This is a genomic window from Frankia sp. CcI49 (assembly GCF_001983215.1).
Taxonomy (GTDB): domain Bacteria; phylum Actinomycetota; class Actinomycetes; order Frankiales; family Frankiaceae; genus Parafrankia; species Parafrankia irregularis.
The window spans coordinates 287,157-304,915 of the sequence record NZ_MOWP01000028.1; the positions used below are offsets into that span (position 1 = coordinate 287,157).

13 protein-coding genes and 2 tRNA genes are annotated in these 17,759 nt (G+C 69.4%); 10 read left to right on the forward strand and 5 right to left on the reverse strand.

What is annotated here, in order from left to right:
• Positions 1-355: 355 nt before the first annotated feature.
• Both CcI49_RS26045 and CcI49_RS26050 read right to left on the reverse strand, forming a co-directional pair.
• Positions 356-2,389 (reverse strand): serine/threonine-protein kinase, encoded by a 2,034-nt coding sequence (locus tag CcI49_RS26045; protein ID WP_076830126.1) that lies wholly within the window; start codon positions 2,387-2,389, stop codon positions 356-358.
• A 31-nt stretch (positions 2,390-2,420) separates the two neighbouring features.
• Positions 2,421-7,136, reverse strand: a complete 4,716-nt coding sequence (locus CcI49_RS26050) for an AAA family ATPase (protein ID WP_241840243.1) — start codon at positions 7,134-7,136, stop codon at positions 2,421-2,423.
• 473 nt (positions 7,137-7,609) lie between these two features.
• Between CcI49_RS26050 and CcI49_RS26055 the strand changes: the two genes are divergently transcribed.
• The 7 genes from CcI49_RS26055 to CcI49_RS26095 all read left to right on the forward strand — a co-directional run bounded on the left by CcI49_RS26055 (position 7,610) and on the right by CcI49_RS26095 (position 13,831).
• Positions 7,610-7,684: transfer RNA gene (locus CcI49_RS26055), tRNA-Asp, on the forward strand.
• Positions 7,685-7,712: 28 nt separating this feature from the next.
• Positions 7,713-7,786: transfer RNA gene (locus tag CcI49_RS26060), tRNA-Phe, on the forward strand.
• A 244-nt stretch (positions 7,787-8,030) separates the two neighbouring features.
• Positions 8,031-8,858 (forward strand): hypothetical protein, encoded by an 828-nt coding sequence (locus CcI49_RS43590; RefSeq protein ID WP_241840244.1) that lies wholly within the window; start codon positions 8,031-8,033, stop codon positions 8,856-8,858.
• A 1,108-nt stretch (positions 8,859-9,966) separates the two neighbouring features.
• Entirely contained in the window at positions 9,967-10,314 is a 348-nt protein-coding gene (locus tag CcI49_RS42215; protein WP_076830129.1) for a transposase, read from the forward strand.
• A 50-nt stretch (positions 10,315-10,364) separates the two neighbouring features.
• On the forward strand, positions 10,365-11,345 hold the full coding sequence (locus CcI49_RS26085) for a DDE-type integrase/transposase/recombinase (protein WP_076830132.1): 981 nt from the start codon (positions 10,365-10,367) through the stop codon (positions 11,343-11,345).
• Positions 11,346-12,137: 792 nt separating this feature from the next.
• The gene (locus CcI49_RS26090; RefSeq protein ID WP_131831183.1) at positions 12,138-12,848 is read left to right on the forward strand and encodes a hypothetical protein; all 711 of its coding nucleotides are present in this window, start codon (positions 12,138-12,140) and stop codon (positions 12,846-12,848) included.
• The gene (locus tag CcI49_RS26095; RefSeq protein ID WP_076830139.1) at positions 12,845-13,831 is read left to right on the forward strand and encodes a replication-relaxation family protein; all 987 of its coding nucleotides are present in this window, start codon (positions 12,845-12,847) and stop codon (positions 13,829-13,831) included. Before CcI49_RS26090 ends, CcI49_RS26095 begins: the two co-directional genes overlap by 4 nt.
• Positions 13,832-14,389: 558 nt before the next feature.
• On the opposite strand, the gene CcI49_RS26100 is transcribed toward CcI49_RS26095, so the two are convergent.
• Positions 14,390-14,980 (reverse strand): ATP-binding protein, encoded by a 591-nt coding sequence (locus CcI49_RS26100; protein WP_076830142.1) that lies wholly within the window; start codon positions 14,978-14,980, stop codon positions 14,390-14,392.
• Positions 14,981-15,029: 49 nt separating this feature from the next.
• Entirely contained in the window at positions 15,030-15,323 is a 294-nt protein-coding gene (locus CcI49_RS26105; protein WP_076830146.1) for a hypothetical protein, read from the reverse strand.
• A gap of 202 nt (positions 15,324-15,525) precedes the next feature.
• On the opposite strand from CcI49_RS26105, the gene CcI49_RS26110 reads away from it, so the two are divergent.
• Positions 15,526-16,395 (forward strand): helix-turn-helix transcriptional regulator, encoded by an 870-nt coding sequence (locus tag CcI49_RS26110; RefSeq protein WP_076830149.1) that lies wholly within the window; start codon positions 15,526-15,528, stop codon positions 16,393-16,395.
• Entirely contained in the window at positions 16,392-16,601 is a 210-nt protein-coding gene (locus tag CcI49_RS26115) for a DUF397 domain-containing protein (RefSeq protein WP_076830154.1), read from the forward strand. The genes CcI49_RS26110 and CcI49_RS26115 overlap by 4 nt, the downstream gene beginning before the upstream one ends.
• Before the next feature lie 121 nt (positions 16,602-16,722).
• On the opposite strand, the gene CcI49_RS26120 is transcribed toward CcI49_RS26115, so the two are convergent.
• Entirely contained in the window at positions 16,723-17,154 is a 432-nt protein-coding gene (locus CcI49_RS26120; RefSeq protein ID WP_198955629.1) for a hypothetical protein, read from the reverse strand.
• Positions 17,155-17,563: 409 nt separating this feature from the next.
• Between CcI49_RS26120 and CcI49_RS26125 the strand changes: the two genes are divergently transcribed.
• Positions 17,564-17,758: a DUF397 domain-containing protein gene (locus CcI49_RS26125; protein WP_076830161.1), complete on the forward strand. Its 195-nt coding sequence runs from the start codon at positions 17,564-17,566 to the stop codon at positions 17,756-17,758.
• The last annotated feature ends 1 nt before the right edge of the window (position 17,759 follow it).

A 17,759-nucleotide genomic window follows, 5' to 3' on the forward strand; every position in this document is an offset into this window, starting at 1 on the left:
GTGCCGGGAACCCGGATCGCCTGTGTGCGTACGGAGACGGCCTGGAAACCAGGCCCACGAACGGCTTCGTGATGAGCGCAGCGATCTGCCGTCATTGCAATTAAGTCGTCACTTCTGGTTACGGAATCCCCCACGCGCCCATCTTGCTCCGGTCCTTGGCCGGGCGGAATACGGACCACTGTGGTCCCGGGTGTGGCTGTGCGGTCCCGAGCGTGCCGGCTCCGCCGCAGCTGCCGAGCGAAACCTGAGGATCGTGGTCATTGCGGCGACCGGAATCCTCAGATCTTGCGGGCTTCGGCTTCGGCTTCGGGCAGGGCCGCACAGGTGGTCGGTGTCGCCGCACAGGTGGTCGGAGTCAGAGCTGAGGCAACTGCGCCGGGGCGACGACCGTGACGCGGTTGCGGCCAGGCTGGGCGATGTACAGCGTGCCGTCCGCACCGACGGCGAGCTGCCTCGGATCCCGGACGGGCACCACCCCGGGCCGCGACGCGATCACGGCGACGACTCCGTCCGGTCGGACCGCCAGGACCCGCTCCCCGGACGGGTCGGCCACGTAGCAGGTGCCGTCGGGGGAGAGCGCGAGACCCGTCGGCGTCCCCATGTCGGTGCTGGTCGCGATGCCGCCGTCGGCCGCGGGACGTCCCCCGTAGCCGGTGCCGGCGATCGTCTCGACCCGCCCGTCCAGCCCGACCCGGCGGACCCGCCGGTGCTCCGGGACGGCGACGAGCAGACGTCCGTGGGCATCCGTCGCCAGTGCGACGGGCCGGCCGATCGCCGCCCGCTCCGCCGGCCCGCCGTCACCGGAGAAACCGGCAGAGCCGGTACCCGCGACCACGTGGGCGGACCCGTCCAGGTCGATTCGCCAGACGCGGTGCCCGTCGGTGTCCGCGACCAGCAGCGTGCCGTCCGCGGCGACGGTGACGGCCCGCGGACGTCGCAGCGGCACGGAGGTCGCCACCGTGATGATCGTCCCGTCGGGTCGCACCCGGCGGATACGGTCGTTGAAGGAGTCCGCGATCAGCAGCGATCCGTCGGGGGCGAGCGCGAGGCCGGCCGGGCTGTCCAGGTCGGCCGCGGTGGCAGGCCCGCCGTCGCCGCCCAGCCCCGCCTTTCCCGAACCGGCGACGATGGCGACGACGGCAGGAGCGCCATCGGGGCCGGTCACAGGGCCGGTCACGGGCCTGGCTGCGGGGCTGGCCGCGGGGTCGATGCGCAGCACGCGGTGCGCGAGCGGTTGCGAGACGTACAGCAGGCCGTCGCCGCCGGTGGCCAGCCCCAGCGGGCTGTCCACGCTCAGGTGGGCGATTCCCCGGCTCGGCGCGCCCGCCCCGGCGGTCCGCCGGCCTGCCCAGCGGCGTAGTCGCCCGCCGGCCCGGTGCACCGTGTCCGTCCGTGGCACCGGCACCGGCACCGGAGCCGGAGCCGGAGCCGGAATCGGAGCCGGAGCCGGAGCCGGAATCGGAGCCGGTGGGGTGGGCGCGGGCGCTGCCGGAAACCGCGTCGCGGTTGGCGCGGACGCCGCCAGGTTCCGGACGACATCCGGAATGTGCAGGGGCGATGTGCAGGCGGTCAGCCAGCCCGGCCCGAGGTCGCGGGCGGCCGCGTGGGCGAGGGCCAGGGCGAGGTCCAGCGCGCTGCCGGGCCGGGACGTCGGCTCGGGCGCGAGCGCGTGCCGGACGACGCTGCCGATCGCGGGAGGCAGCATGCCCCGACCGGGCTTGGGCGCCCTGGCGCGGCCGGGGGGTGTGGGTGCGAAGCCGGCCGGCCACGCCACCGGCGGGGTCCGTCCGGTCAGCAACTCGTGGAGGACGACACCGAGCGCGTACAGGTCCGTGGCGGGGCTCAGACGCGCCCCGGTGAACTGTTCCGGCGCCATGTACGCCGGGGTACCGACGATCGTGTTGGGCCCGCCGTCACCCGCGGTGGTCGCGGCCATTTTCGCGACCCCGAAATCGGTGACCTTCAACGTGCCCTCGGCGGTGAAAAGTACGTTGTCCGGCTTGATGTCGCGGTGGATCACCCGCTGGCGGTGCGCCGTGTCCAGGGCCGCCGCGATCGCCAGCCCGTACCCGACGACCTCGGCGATCGGAAGCCCGCCGGCGGCGCGGGACCGCAGGGTCCCACCGTCGCACAGCTCCATGACGAGCAGGCCGAGCCCGTCGTCCTCGACATAGTCGAAGATCTCCACGATGTGCGGATGACGCAGCCGGGCGAGCAGCCGCGCCTCCGCCGGAGCGACGGCCGGCAGAGCGAGGACCTTGACCGCCGTGCGCCGGTCCAGCCGGATGTGCCGGGCCTCGATCACCAGCCCGAACCCACCCGACCCGAGCACACCGAACAGCTCGTAGCCCGGCAGCGCGGCCTCGACCCGGGCGCGGTCGAGGATCACGGAACCATCAGATCAACCAGTGTGGCGACGATCAGTCACAAGGCGGATCGTAGGGGAGATCGGGTACGAACTGCCGCCATTCGGCCTCCGTGATGCCCACGCCGGCCCGCTCGCAGATCCGGTTCCCGACGCGGTCGACGTCCAGGTCCCATACGACCCCGGGCTCGGTGGCGACGGCGCCGACGAGGCGCTGGCCGTCCCGGGTGAACGCGATCGCGACGACTCCGGCCTGGTCGCCGGCCGACCGGGCCAGCTTCTCGACCAGCTCCGGATCATCCCGGTCGGTCACATCCCACACCCGGACCGTGTTGTCGTTGCTCCCGGTGACCAGGTACCGCCCATCCGGGCTGTACGCCACGGTGAGCACACCGATCGTGTGCCCGGGCAGATCCGCGAGCTGCCGGGGCCTGGCCGGGTCGGTGACGTCCCACGTCGTCGCGAACGGCCCGGCGGCGCCGACGGCGAGGCTCCGCCCGTCCGGAGAGAAACGGACCTCCCACACCCCGCCGGGGAACTCGGGCAGCTCCGAACGCGGCCGCAGCCGCCGCGGGTCCGACACGTCCCAGATCCGCACGGACCGGTCCGCGGCCGACACCAGCGACCTGCCGTCCGGCGAGAAATCCAGGAAGCGGACAACGGACCGGTGCCCGGCCACGGAAGCGAGCCGCCGTGGGCCGGTCGGGTCGGTGACGTCCCAGGTCTCCACCCTGGACTCGAAGCCGACCCCCGGGTTCGTGCTGAACCCGCCGACGGCGAGGGTCCGTCCATCCGGGCTGAACAGCACTCGCGACGACCCGCCCGGCGGGCCCTCCACCGCCGCGAGCCGCCTGGGATGGCCCGGATCGGTGATGTCGTACAGGACCAGGTTCGAGATCGTGCCGACCGCGAGGAGACGCCCGTCCGGGCTGAAGGCCGCCGAGCCGGTCAGATCGTTGTCGTCCACGAGGACGTCCGCCACCGCGCTGAGCAGCCGCGGCGCGTACGTCTCGGTGACGTCCCACAGCTCGACCGCCTCGTCCGCGGTCACCGCGACGACACCCGTCGCGGAGCTGACCGCCAGCTCCTGCTGACCGCCGTACCGCCCGATCAGGGCAGGGCCGGGCATCTCCCAGACCCGCAGCGCACCGTCGGCCGAGACCGAGGCCAGGCGGGTGCCGTCCGGGCTGAACGCGACATCCCACACGTTCGGGCCCTCCTGCAGGAACGTCAGCCGCTCGTCGCTGACGTCCAGGTCATAGATCGAGACGCCGAGGAAGCGGTTGCCGGCGATGGCGACCAGGCCACCGGACGTACCGGACCGACCGGATGAACCGGACGGACCGGGCGGGCTGGACGGGCTGGGCGGGGCCGCTGCCACCGTCGTCAGCCCGGCGGTGCCGGAACTGCCCCGCCCCGCGAACGTCAGATGCATCGGATCGGCCCCGGTGAACTTGCGGACGTAGCCGCTCAGGCCGGCCGTGTACACGGTGCGGCCGCCGTCGGCGAACGCGATCGCGCGGATGGCACCAGCCTGGTCCTCGCTCGGGCCGCCGTCCTCGAACAGCGCCGCCACGGGCAGCGGGTTCCCCGGATCAGCCACCGACCAGACCAGCGCCGAGCCGCCCCTGTCGCCAGCGGCCAGATACCGCCCGTCCGGGCCATACTCGACCGCCATGATCGGCGACCTGTGCAGGAACAGCTCGCCGGCCTTCACCGGACGGCGCGGGTCGGCGACGTCGAACAGGTAGGCGGTGTTCCCGTACCCGCCGACCGCGAGCTGATCGGACGTCGGGCTGAACGCCAGGGCGTACACCTCGGTGTCAGCCTGCTCCAGCGTCGTCAGCAGCTTCGGCGCCGTGCGGTCGGAGCGGGGCGTGCGGTCGGAGCGGGACGGGTGGTCGGAGTGGTCGGAGATGCCGGAGATGTCCCACAGCTTGGTCAGGCCGTCGGCACCGCCGGTCGCGAGCACCGTTCCGTCCCGGTTGAAGGCCACCGCCTTCACCGCCCGACCGTGCCCCCCGCCCCGTTCGTCCGGGATCCGCGCCAGCGGCGTGGTCCGGCGCGGATCCCGGGCATCCCAGATCGCGGCCGTCCAGTCGTCGCTGCCCGTCGCGATCAGCGAGCCGTCCACGCTGTAGGCGACCGTGCCCGCCGACTTCGTGTGCGCCAGATAGCGACTCGGCACACCGGCGCCCCCGTTGAACGCCGACAGCACCGCACCCCGTGCCTCCGGGGTGTCCGCGGTGCGCAGCGCGACCAGGGCGAGCTGCGCGGCCAGCGCCGGATTGTCCCGGCGCGCCGCATCCGCCTGGGCGGCGATGCGCTGAGACAGCGCCCGGTCCCGCTCCCGCGCCGAGGAGACACTCTGGTCGTAGGTGACACCGGCCAGCGCCCCGGCCACCAGCAGCAACACCGCCAGCGCGGCGACGAGCTGGCGCAGGCGCCGCGCCCGCCGGGCAGCCGCCCGCTGCCGTTCGGCCTCCGCACGCACACTCTCGTCGAAGAACCGTCTCGCCGCCTCGGACAGCACCCGGCCGCCGCCGACCCCCGCCTTCGCCAGCTCACCGACCGCCGCCTGTGCCAGCTCATCAACCTGCGCCAGCTCACCAACCTGTGCCAGCTCACCGACCCACTCGCGCGCCGCGGCGAGACGGCTGCCGGCGAACAGGTAGGACGGATCCCGCCCGTTGCGCTCCCACACCTCGGCGGCGTCACTGAGCTGCTGCGCCGCCACCGCACCGGTGCGGTCCATGTCAAGCCACTCACGCAGCCGCGGCCACGATCGCAGCAGTGCCTCATGCGCGATCTGCAGGCTGTCGCGCTCACCCTCGGCGTCCGCCTCGACCAGCCGGGCGTCGACGAGGACGTCCAGCACCGTCGCCGCCGCGGCGGAGGGAACCTCCGCCAGCAACGTGGCACGGCTGACCCGCCGCCTGGTGTCCGCGCCGTTCTCGCCAACCCTGATCATGCGCATGAGCAGCGGACGAACCGCCTGCTGAGCCTCGGCGTCCAGCCGGGCGTAGGCGGCCTCGGCCGTCTGCGCGATCGCTCCCGTCAGCCCGCCCACCCGCAGGTAGTCCGCGACGGTAAGCGAATCCGCTCCGGCCGGTGCGCCGGTGCCGGAGTGCGTACTGCCGCCGGTCTGTRCCGGGGCGTCGGGGTGCGTACCAGCGCCGGGGTGCGTACCGGTGTCGGGGTGCGTACCGGCGCTGGACTGCGTATCGGCGTCGGCATGCGCACTGGCGTCGGCATGGGCACTGGCGTCGGCATGGGCGAACCACGTGGCGCGCAGGGCGTGGGCGAGAAGCGGCAACGACCCCGGGTCGGCGACGAAGCCCGCACTCGCGCGCACACTTGCACTCGCGCTCGCGGCGGTGCCCGTGCTCGCCCCTGCCCCTGCCCCTGCCCCTGACGTCGTGGCGGCTCCAAGATCGTGCAGGACAAGCTCGACGAGCGCAGGCTCGACCTCGCGGCCCACCGAACGGGCCGGCCGCACCACGATCTCGCGGATGTCGTCGGCGGCCATCGGCCCGACCACGATCTGGTTGACCTGCAGCGCCTCCACCAGCTCCGGGAAGGCGGCGCACGGCCCGTAGAAGTCGGCCCGCAGGCCGAGCACCACGACGACATCCCCCATGGCCGTCGCGCACAACGCCCGGACGAACGCCTCCCGCTCGGCATGGTCGTCGCAGTGGGTGAAGATCTCCTCGAACTGGTCGACGGCGATGACCATTCGTGGCCGGCGCGTCAGGGCTCCTTGCGATTCCGCCGTGCCCGCCGTGCGTGCCGTGCCCGCCGTGCGTGCCATGCGTCCTGCTGTGCCGGTGCGAGCTGTGCGGGATTCGGCCGTCGGCGGGTCGGTGCTGACCGTAGTGTCGCCTCCGGCCGATCCGGAGCCTGCCGAAGCCACTGACCCGGCGGTCTCGGCCGACCCGTCGGTCTCGGCTCGCCCGGCCAGAAGCTCGCCGAGGATCAGCCCGAGGTGCTCCGGCTCGCCCCGCAGGCCGTCGCGGAGCACGCGCGCTATCGCGGGCATCCCGAATGCCTCGACGGTTCGCTGGACGAGGTTCTCGAGCGGATGCTCGCCGGGTGTCATCACCAGCCGCAGCCATTCACCCGAGCCGCTCACCGCCCCGCGGGCAAGAGCGGGCAACAGCCCGGCACGCAGCAACGACGACTTCCCGGACCCCGACGCACCCACGAGCACCAGTGGCCCAGGCCGTGACGCCGCCGACTCGACCTGGGCGAGGAGATCGGAGACCAACTGGTCACGCCCGAAGAACCACTGCTGACTCGTCTCGTCGAATCCCCGCAGGCCCGGGTACGGGCAGGCGGCGGCATCCGCGTCTTGCGCGGCTTGCGCGGGCAACGAGGCGGCGGCCGCGGTTTCCACCGACGACGCCGCGGTCTCCGCCGATGACAATGCGGAGGGAGGCCGAGCGGTGGCGGCCACGAAGCTTTCCGCCGACGGCGGGAGCGGCGGAGGGCCCTCGATCACCTGGGTCGGCACGGCCTCCTTCACGACCAGCGGAGGCGTCCGGACCAGCGCCGCCTCTCCTGCAGGCGCTGTGACGTCCTTGGCGTCGGTCGCCGGAGACGCTGGGGAGCCGGTCTCCACGTGGCCGGCGGCTTCCACGACGCCGGATGTCTCCGACTGCGGCTGCGACGCTGGTCCTGAGGGTGCTCCAGGTCCTCCGAGCGCCGCAGGACCTGGGGGGACCGGGTCGCCCTTGCCGAGGCCATCATGATCGGAAGCCTCGGATGCCATGGGACCCTCGTTTCCGCCGCCAAATCGGAATCGTCCGTGTCGTAACCAATTGTGCACTCAGGCGATCCGACCGGGGCGTCGGTCGGCTGATCAACGGAACGGCGCGGGGGCTGCGGCCGACGTACCTCGTGGTCAGCCACCCGGGGCCAGGTTTCCCTCGGGCCCATGCGTGCGAGAGAAGAAGCCGGGCGGGCCAGTCGCCAGACTCCCCGGCGCCCACGCCGCCAGTGCCGGCGCCTGCCCACGGCCGAACCGACCCGGTCCGGCCGCCCAGCCCCCTCGATCCAGGTGCTCGGCCAGGCTGTGAAAACTTCCCGTCCCCCAGCGGCCGGATGGGGCGCAGCGTCCTGTAGCATGACCTCCAGTTCGACAGTCGCAGGTCCGGGGCACCGGCTCAGGCGGTCTGGAAAAGACATTTGGAGCAAGGCCATCCGATCCTCTAGGATGGGCAACACACAACTGAAGATGAACATGGTCCCGTGGTGAAGTCTGGAGTTCACGCCGCCCTGTCAAGGCGGAGGTCGCGGGTTCGAATCCCGTCGGGACCGCGTTTTTTGAGCACCACATGCAAGACATGGGCAGGTAGCTCAGTCGGTACGAGCGTCCGCCTGAAAAGCGGAAGGTCGGCGGTTCGACCCCGCCCCTGCCCACAGGATCTGGCACAACCCGAACCATGTCCTGGTCGGGAATGCGGAACGTCGGCGTGATGCCCGACCGCGATCTTACACGGATCTCTTCGATCAGTGTGTGTAGGACTGCCCTGCGTAGGGGCTTGCCGCCTTCTTTCGCTGGAGCTCCCGCCAGCAAGGTCAAGATGAGATCCTGGATGTCGCCGATCTTCGCGAGTGGCACCGGATCGGGCGGTTCCTCCACCATCTCAATTTTGATCTTGTCGTGTTCGTCCTGGACCTGGCCGAGCTGTGTCGCCAGTTCCCGGATGCGTTCTCCGCAGGTCTCCTCAGGCATGGTGCCCGCCTCGAACGCGGTCTGGTATTTGCGGATCTTGCCGCGGATCGCGTTGATCTGGCTTTCCAGCCGGGCGAGGTGTTCGCCGTGGTCTTTCTGGGGTTCCGCCGTTCTCGTCTGGTGGGAGGCGATGGCGGCATCGAAGATCGTCGAGTTGCTGTAGGTCCTGATGAGGGCGTTGAGGACGGCGTCCTCGAGGGCCTCCGCGGGCAGCCGGTCGTTGTCGCAGCGGCTCTTGCCGAAGCGTTGCCGGTTGTGGCAGATGTAGTAGCGGTACTCGCGGGATCGTCCGTGCGCGAGGGCTCCGGTGTAGGCGGCGTTGCAGCGGTCGCAGACGATGCGGCCGGTGAGTTCGTACTCGGCGGGGTTCGAGGCGCGCAGGCTGTGATCTCTGGATCGGGCGTCGAGGGTCTTCGCGGCCTTGGCGAAGGTCTCGCTGTCGACCAGAGGTGTGTGTGGGGCTGGGTGCCAGGAACCGTCGTAGTGGATCTCCCCGGTGTAGACGCGGTTCCGGAGGAGGGTCGTGATGTAGCGGTCGGACCAGAGTCCTCCGTCGCGGGTTCGCAGTCCCTTCTCGTTGAGGTGGTTCGCGATCGCCTTGCTGCCGAAACGGCGCCGGGTGTACAGGTGGRAGATTTCCTCGATGACGAGCGCCTGATCGGGTACGGGGACGAGGAAGAGCTTGTTCTCGTCCACGGTGTAGCCGTATGGCGTTCTGCCGGCGTGCCACCCGCCCTTGGCAGACTTCGCGCGTAGTGCCTTTCGGATACGGTCGATCATGGCGGCGCGTTCGAACTCGGCGAACATGCCCAGGATCTGCATCAGCATGCGGCCGATGTGGGTGGATGTGTCGAACGGCTCGGTGGCCGATCTGAAGGTGACGCCTGTCTTGTCGAGCTCGTCGACGATCTGGCAGAGGACCCGTAGGGAGCGGGCGATGCGGTCGACCCGGTAGACGAGAAGGACGTCGTAGCGGTGGGCTCGGGCATCCGATATTGCCTGGAGTAGCCCTGGGCGGTCCATGGTGGCGCCGGACTTGCGGTCGCGATAAATCTTGACGATAGTCCAGCCTGGCTGGCTCGCGACGAACTTCCTCAGCCCGGCTTCCTGCCCATCCAGGGAATAGGGCTGGTTCTCTTCATCGGTCGAGGCCCGGAGGGAAAGTGCCACCCGGACAGTCGGTTGTGGCATGGCCGAACCCCACAGGGTGCCCGAGTCCGGCGCGGTCATTCGGCGCCCCGGCTCTCGCCGGTTGCCGGGTTGGTTTGTGGCTGGCGTTCCCCCGCCGGTTGCACGGGAAGTGTGTGGAACATCGGCTTCTCTCGGTCCTGTTCTATGGATTGATGCCGTCGGATCGGCGACGGCGATTTTCGCTCTCCACATTGATGGTGTCAAATTATCTCAATTTCCGGAGTTATTCCCTGATGGGGAATGGACCCGTCGGGCGGGAAATGCAGGGCGATTAGGTCGGCGAGAAACTGAACGGCATCGGTGAACTGCTGGGGAGTCATCGTGGTGAGGAGGGCCGGGCGCAGGGGAGGTAACCCGGAGATCGACCTGCCCGCCTTCGGTGGCGGCGGGCTGGGCGCCGCCGGTTGGTGCGGAGCGGGTCCGTCAGGGGCCTGCTGCGCGCGACGAGTGGATCTGCGGGGCCAGGTGGGTTCCGTTCCGAACTCCTCGGAGAGATCTGCCGGACCCGCGCCGCACCCCTCTGTGTCAGTCTCGGATGAGACACCCGCTTGGTGCGGGTTGGCTACAGGGGGCTTGATCGGAGATCCTCGTGTTCGTGGAGTCAGAGTCGCAGGAGCGCCCAGGCGGGTCCTCGCCGTCGCGGCGTGATCCAGCGCCGCGTCCGTCGCGGCGGGTGTTCAGCACGGCGTACAAGCTGCGGATCGTCACCGAGTACGAGAACGCCCCGCACGGTGAGAAAGGCTCGATCCTGCGCAGGGAAGGGTTGTTCTCGTCGCATCTGGTGGAGTGGACCCGTGCCCGTGATGCGGGTGCTCTTGGGGGATCCGGCATCACGACCCGGGTACCCGCGGAGAAGAAGCCGGTGAAATCGGCGGAACAGATCGAGTTGGAGAAGMTGCGCCGAGAGAACGAGCGGTTGAAAGCGAAGCTCGCGACGACCGAGACCGCGCTGGACATCATGGGAAAAGCGCGCGTGCTCTTGGAACAGATCTCCGAGAGCACGGACACCGAGAAGCCGTAGACCAGGTTCTGAACGGCGCTTTCGACGAGCTGCGCGCCGCGAGCGTTCCCGTGACACAGGCGTGTGCGTATACCGGCCGGTCGAGAGCGACGCACTACCGTCACGTGGCGCCCGGTGGCCGGGTGCATGGGCCGTGGCCGGCGCGGAACCCCCCGCCGGCGGCACTGAGCGACGCCGAACGCGCGCGGGTGCTGGCGGTGCTGAACAGCCCGGCCTACCAGGATCTGGCCATCCCGCAGGTATGGGCCCGTGAGCTGGACGCCGGCCGGTACTGGTGCTCGCTGTCCACGATGTACCGGATCGCCCGCGCGGCCGGGCAGACCCGGGAACGTCGCGCGCACGCGACCCATCCACCGAGGGTCCGTCCGGAGCTGTCCGCGACCGGACCGGACGAGATCTGGTCGTGGGACATCACCGCGTTGAAAGGACCACAGAAGGGTATCTGGTACAGGCTGTATGTCATCCTCGACATCTACTCCCGGTATGTGACCGGTTGGCTTGTTGCCGCGGCCGAGGACGCAGTGGTCGCGAAGGACTTCCTCGCTGACGCCGTCGGCCGGAACGGGGCAGCCCCGCGGGCGATCCACGCGGACCGTGGCGGAGCGATGGTCTCCAAGCAGGTCTCCGAACTCCTCGTCGACCTGGGGGTGCACCGGTCACATTCACGGCCACGGACCTCGAATGACAACCCCTATTCCGAGGCACAGTTCAAGACTCTCAAGTACAGCTACGATTTTCCCGAACGTTTCGGGTCTCTGGCTGATGCCCGGGCCTTCTGCGAGGGATTCTTCACCTCCTACAACCACGACCATCGCCACTCCGGGATCGGGTTCCACACCCCGGCCTCGGTCCATTTCGGTACCGCGKAGCAGGTCCAGGCCCACCGGCAGGCCACCCTCGACCGTGCCCGCGCGGCGCACCCCGAGCGGTTCGCCCGCAGGCCACGGCCACCCCGGCTACCCGAGACCGTGTGGATCAACCAGCCAGTTCCGAGCCAACCGACCAACGACCAACTGTCTCAGTTGACTTGACACCTACCGCACCCCTGACTCCCACCGGCGGAGAGACACGATTCTGACGAGGGAGTCTGACGGTGATCTGACTGTTATTGCGTCTGCAACTTGTGTCAGATCACCGTCAGGTCGCGTTCTCCCAGGTCGGAGCCGTTGTCAGGTCCGCTGGCCGAGTGTGGGCGGGGGTAGGCGGCGGGCGCGAGAAGAAGGATGGCCGCGGGGGCGGTGACGTGGGGCCGCCGGATGTCTGAGCGGTGTGAGCGTTGTGGAGGGCGACGAGGCTGAGAAGGGATCAGTCGGTTGCCATGTAGGCCGGCGAGACGGGTGGTGGCGCGGACGGCGGTGACGAGGTGTGCGGCGGTGACGGTGTCACGAGCGGGTCGTCCGCCGCGCCGGCGGGTACGGACCGCGAGGAAGCCTCCCGCCCGGGGGCGGTCCTTTTGCGTGAGGGCACCGAGATTGCGGAGAAACGTGTGCGGCGTGGCCGGTAGGACGGACGGCCGATGATGATTCTGGTGTCGCGTTCCGGTAGTGCGGGACAACCGAGGTGGCGGCTGGCGACCGGGGTGGCTGCTCGGGTCCGAGTGAACTCCAGGGCGTCTGACGGTGATCTGACACAGATCTGACACAGATCTGACACCTGATCATTCTTCGTCCTCGGAGGTGATGTGTCAGATCACCGTCAGATCGCTTCCGTACGCTCTTTGACCCCGTCTACCTGGGCGTGGACGAGTGTCAGATCACCGTCAGATGCGGTGTGGCTTCCTGGAGCCGACGGAACACCGGCTCCAGAAATGGGAGACATCCATCTTGCTGCGTGACTTTGACAGCGACACTGACAACGCCCCGGCGTCATCGTTGGGTCGGCCCGAGATCGTCCTGGCGCTGACGGAATCCCCGGGAGGCTCGGGGGTGAACGGCGCCGATACCCCGACGCGGGCGGATCGGTGGTTCGGTCCGTGGGAGACGCGGGCGGAAGTGGTCGGGTCGCGGACATCATTGGCGGACCGGCGCGTCACGGGGGAGTTTCTTCCGCGTTCATGGGAGCCGAACGCGTGCAAAGTCGAGGCGGTGGGGATGGGGATGCCGGTGCTGTGTCATAGCGCTGCCACGCCGGCCCTCTCCTACCGCGGGGAAATCGCCGACCTCGACGAGGAGATACCGATCGGATTTAGCGATGTGCTCGCCGGTCTGCCGGCCGCACAGGCAGCCAAACGGAAGGCGATCAGCCCGAGATGCGGCCGCCTGCCGAAGGTGCATCATTCGCGGGGTGCGGCRTTGGCCCAGATGCCTGCCTCTGTGCGGCCCCCCTCCGGCGGGGATGTACCCCCTCCCTCCGTCGGCCCCTCCACCGGGGGCTCCGACGAAAGACCGGAGCAGGGCACGGCGCCGCCGGCTGTGGATCGCCTGCTGATCGACCAGGCCGACACCACCGCGTCGCGGGTCGCCGCAAACCGGCACACCCGCGTGCTCGAAACCGGGCGTGGCCTCCGGCTCGCCCCGGTGGGAGGCGGCCAGTGAGCGCCGCCGAGCAGCGGCTGCTGGCGGTGGCCGGGCGGGTGACCAGCCGGGACCGATGGATGTTCGCGATGCTGTACGAACACCGGGTCCTGACCAGCCACCAGCTGACCCGCCTCGCGTTCGGCGGTGACCGCATGGCCCGGATGCGCCTGACGACCCTGCACCGGCTCCAGGCCGTCGACAGGATGCGCCCCTACTACGGCCAAGGCCGCGGCACTGGCCCGTACCACTACATGCTCGGGCCGGTCGGCGCGGCGATTCTTGCCGCCGAGCGCGGCCAGAGCATCGCCGACCTCGGCTACCGCCGCGACAAGCTGCACGCCTGGATGAGCTCGCCACACCTCGGCCACCTTGTCGGCGTCAACACAGTCTTCACCGCCTGGGTGTACGCCAGCCGCACCCGCCCCGACAACGAAGGACTGACCGTCTGGTGGTCCGAACGGCGTACCGCCACTCTGTGGCAGAAATGGATCCGCCCAGACGGCTACGGAACCTGGCAGACCGCCCAGCGCCGGCTCGACTTCTTCGTCGAGTTCGACACCGGCAGCGAATCCCTCTCCCAGGTCGTCCGCAAGATCCCCGGCTACACGAGGCTCGCCGCCTCCAGCAACCTGATCAGCCCGGTCCTGATCTGGCTGCCATCCGCGTCGCGGGAGCGGGAACTACGAGCCCGGCTCGCCACGGCCCCGACGGGTGTCGTCGTCGTCACCGCCGCCCCCGACCCCCTGACCGCCCCGGCGACCGTGGCCGACCCGCCTGACCTCGCCCCTGCCCGGCGGGTGTGGTTGCCGCTGCATACCGCCATCCGTACCGACCTCGACGGACTCGCCACCCGCTATGGCATTTCGATCCCCGCCCGCTCCCCAGCCGACGACCCCGACCCGCACGGCGACCACGAGGACGAGGTCGAGACGGACCCGGCACCAGCGCCCCGCCTACCCGCGCCGCGGTTCGGGTCGCGGTCCCCCCTCGGTCCGGCGTGAGCCGCCTTGCCGTTGGACACGCCGCAACACCGTGCTGGCCGCTGTTGACACAGTCGAGGCCACCCCTGGGCGCTGGGGCGCCCAGGGGCAACCCCGGAGAACGAGGATTCGTGTTCCACGCCCCGCACATCATGGGCATCACCCATGCTGGAATTCGTATACGCGAACGCGATATGAATATGGTGGGCGTGGGCGCCCGGCTCGCTGTTTCGTGGGAAATTTTTCCACCTCGATCGGCCCGGCGAGCCGCGTGTACCGGAGTCCCCTCCTGTCATGCAGGGAAACTTGAAACCCCCACCCTCCGTTATACCCTCCATTATTCCTGCGGATATCTACTCCGATATTCCCTCCAATTAGGGATGGAGGGGGAGTTGGATGGTAAAAGTGCAGGTCAGCCGCCTGTGGCCCCCTCCGACGGTCGGCCAGGCTGCGCCGCCCGGAGGCAGGAAGATTCACGTGCGGCGGCCCGGCACCCGACCCGGGAGCATTCATCGACGTTCTTCTCGGAAGCCCCGGCTGGGTGTCGTGGTGGCGGGTGCCGGGTGTGGTGCCGGTCTTTCACGCCCTGTCCCGGGGCGGGAGGTACCAGTCGTCGAGTTCGCGTAGCCGGTCGATGACCCGCCGCAGGACGAGCGGGTCGCTGTCGAAGGCGACCGGTCGGGCGGGAGCCGGGATGGGCGCGGGCGCGCGGGTCGCCAACGTGGCGGTGCTGTGGGAGGTGGCGACGGCCCGCGTCATCCTGGCCGGGAGCTGCGCCCACACGATCTTGCCGCTGGTTCTGGTCCGGTACCAGGACCATCGGCTGCTCAGGGCATCGACCATGAGCAGGCCCCGGCCGTCCTCGCTGTCGGTGTCCGGGGTGGTGACGCGGGGGCCGGCGTCGTTGCCGTCCCACACCTCGATCAGGACGGTCCCGCCGGTCGCGGTGAGCCGTATCGCGATGACGTCGCCCGGGCGGCTGGCTTTCACCGCGTTGGAGGCCAGCTCGCAGGCGACGACTTCGGCGAGGTCGACGTCGTCCCGGGCGACGGACCATCCGGTGAGCGTGCGGACGGTGCTTGCGCGCACGTCGGGAACGGCGGCGGCCGTGGGCGGGAAGTGCGCCACGTCCACCCGGATCGCCGTCGAGATGCCCTCGGTCCCGGTCATGCCGGTCCCCGCATGGCGCTGCGTGTGCGGTGGCCGGTGATCGCGGCGTTCATCCGTTTGTGGGCCGCGCGGGCTGGCGGTGCGACGGGTCGCCCATGGCTGGGGCGAGACCGGGGAGGTCGCAGCCGGGGAGAACGGCGAACTCGGCCCAGGCCACCAGCTCGCAGCGGGCCTGTGACAGGCGGYGGCTGACCTTCGCCACCTGGTCGTCCACGGTCAGGGGAAGGCGGGTCAGCGCCTGCCGCAGGCGCTGGTGCGCCCACTCGTGGGCGGTGTCGAAGTCACCGAACGCGCCCAGCGGCCGTCCTTCCGCGTCCCACACCACGAAGCGGTGTTCCTCCATAGGTCTTCTCCCTTGCCGGCTGGAAACGATCTCCTGGCGTGTCCTGTGCTCCGGGTCCCCGCGCGGTGACGGGCGGCGCTGGGGTACTGGCAGAATGCACCCACGGAACTCTCATACGCAAGTACGTATGACAGATACGTGAGTCAGTGTTGATCGGCCCGAGGCAGGGGCTGGCAGACTGCTACCGGGAGAAGGGAGGGCGATGCCGAGCACACCAGGCCCTACCGTGCGGCGCCGGCGCCTGGGCACGGAGCTGCGCCGCCTGCGGGAAGCCAAGGAACTGACCGTCGACCAGGCCGGGGAACACATCCACCGCAGCGGGCCGACGATCAGCCGGATGGAGACCGGCCAGTTCCGGTTCGTCCTGCGTAACGTCTCGGACCTACTCGACCTCTACGGCGTCACCGACGCCGAGCAGCGCCAAGCCCTGCTCGCGCTGGTGAAGGAGAACCGCAGGCCCGCCTGGTGGCACTCCTACGGCGATCTCGTGCCCCGCTGGTTCCAGGTCTACATCGGCCTGGAAGCCGAAGCCTCCACGATCACGACGTTCGAGAGCCTGCTCGTCCCCGGCCTGCTCCAGACCGAGGACTACGCACGGGCCGTCATCCGCGCCGCCTCACCGGAGCTACCCGCCAACGAGGTCGACCGGGCCGTGGAAGTCCGGATGAACCGGCAGAAGATCCTCACCGGAGACCAACCCGTGCAGCTGTGGGCGATCCTCGACGAGGCCGTGATCCGCCGCCACGTCGGAAGCCCCACCGTCATGACCCGGCAGCTGGACCGACTGATCGAGGCAGCCGAGCAACCCGCGGTGACGATCCAGGTCGTGCCGTTCACCGCAGGCGCCCACGCCGGCATGATCGCAAGCTTCACGATCCTGGGTTTCCCCGACACCGGCGGAGCCTCCGAGACGGTCTACATCGAAGCCCCCACGGGCAGCCTCTACCTGGAGAAACAAGCCGAGGTCCGACGCTACGAAGCCTGGATGAACCAGCTCCGCAGCTCCGCCCTCGCACCCACCCCCAACACCCTCTCGATCATCAAAGCGGCACGTGAGGACCTACAACGATGACCACCCACGGCGCGGACGCCCCACTGAACTGGCGCAAGAGCAGCTACTCCGGCGGCACCGGCGGCAACTGCGTCGAGGTCGCCACCCTCCCCGACGGCGGCCGAGCTGTCCGCGACTCCAAAAATCCAGACGGACCGGCCCTGCACTTCACAGCCACCGAATGGGCCGCCTTCCTCGCCGGCGTACAGGGCCACGAGTTCGACTGAACGTCCAAGGTCAGTCCTCGGGAAGGCAGGCTCAGTCTTCCCGAGGACTGACCGTGCGCCCTCGGGAAGGCCGAGCCTGTTCCAGGGGACTGTTGCTGGCGTTGTTCCGCTTGCCTGCTCTTCACTCCAGGCTCTGACGTGCCGCGGCGAAGAAGGCCGCTTTGTAAGCTTCGAGGTGCTCGGCAATGGTCACCTGGTCAAGTTCCCTCCAAACGGCCTGGTTCAGAGCGTGTGAATAGGCGGTAGCTGGTTCGTGGACGATTTCAAGGCAGAGCAGTTCAACGCTCTTCTCTGCTATTCGGAGTCCGTCCATGGCTGGTCTAGCGGTGCGATACCAATCGTCGCCAGTAACCCATCGTACCGGTCGCGCGTGCGCGACCCCTTCGGCCTCATAGGCGAACCTGATGAACTCGGTCAGTGTCCGAATCTGTTCGGTTCGACGTGCCTCCTGGATTTCTGACACCCGTCGGCGCTCGTCGACTCCTTCCAGCGACCGTTGAGCAGAACGTTGCGTCAGGTATGTCAGTCCGCCGCCGACGACTACGCCGACCATCGAAGATGCTGGCACCCAGAAGTCACTCACCATGAACTAGGTACTACCAGCATGCCCAAGTCGCTGCAGGCGGAGGACACCCCGGCGTGACGGCTTTCTGGGGCTCATGGCTCTCCTCGACGTTGCTGACGCTGCTAACCGGTGAGATGGCGTATGGCGGCCAGTACGGCGTGCGTACGCCCGTCGGTCAGCGCAGGCGTGGGCAGGTAGGGAGTCGCGCCTCGCCTGGCGAACGGGTTGGGTGCTAGCTTCATCGAAGATGATCCTCCGGGCGGTGCCCCGTCTTGGTTAGACGATGGGAAATCAGGCCAGAGCAGCGCTTAGGTGCCTAGACCTGAAGAGTGGAAGGTACTGCGGTTCGACTCCGCCTTGAACCGTGGTCTGGCCGAGAATACGAAACGTCGGCGCGATGCACGATTTTGATCTTTCGCGGACGTTTTCGACCATTGGCTGCTCCGGCAGTAACTGCGTCGAGGTCGCCATCCTCCCGGACGGCGGCCGAGCCGTCCGCGACTCCAAGAACCTAGACGGGCCGGCCCAGCGCTTCACAGCCACCGAATGGGCCGCCTTCCTCGCCGGCGTACCTGGTCGCGAGTTCGAATGAT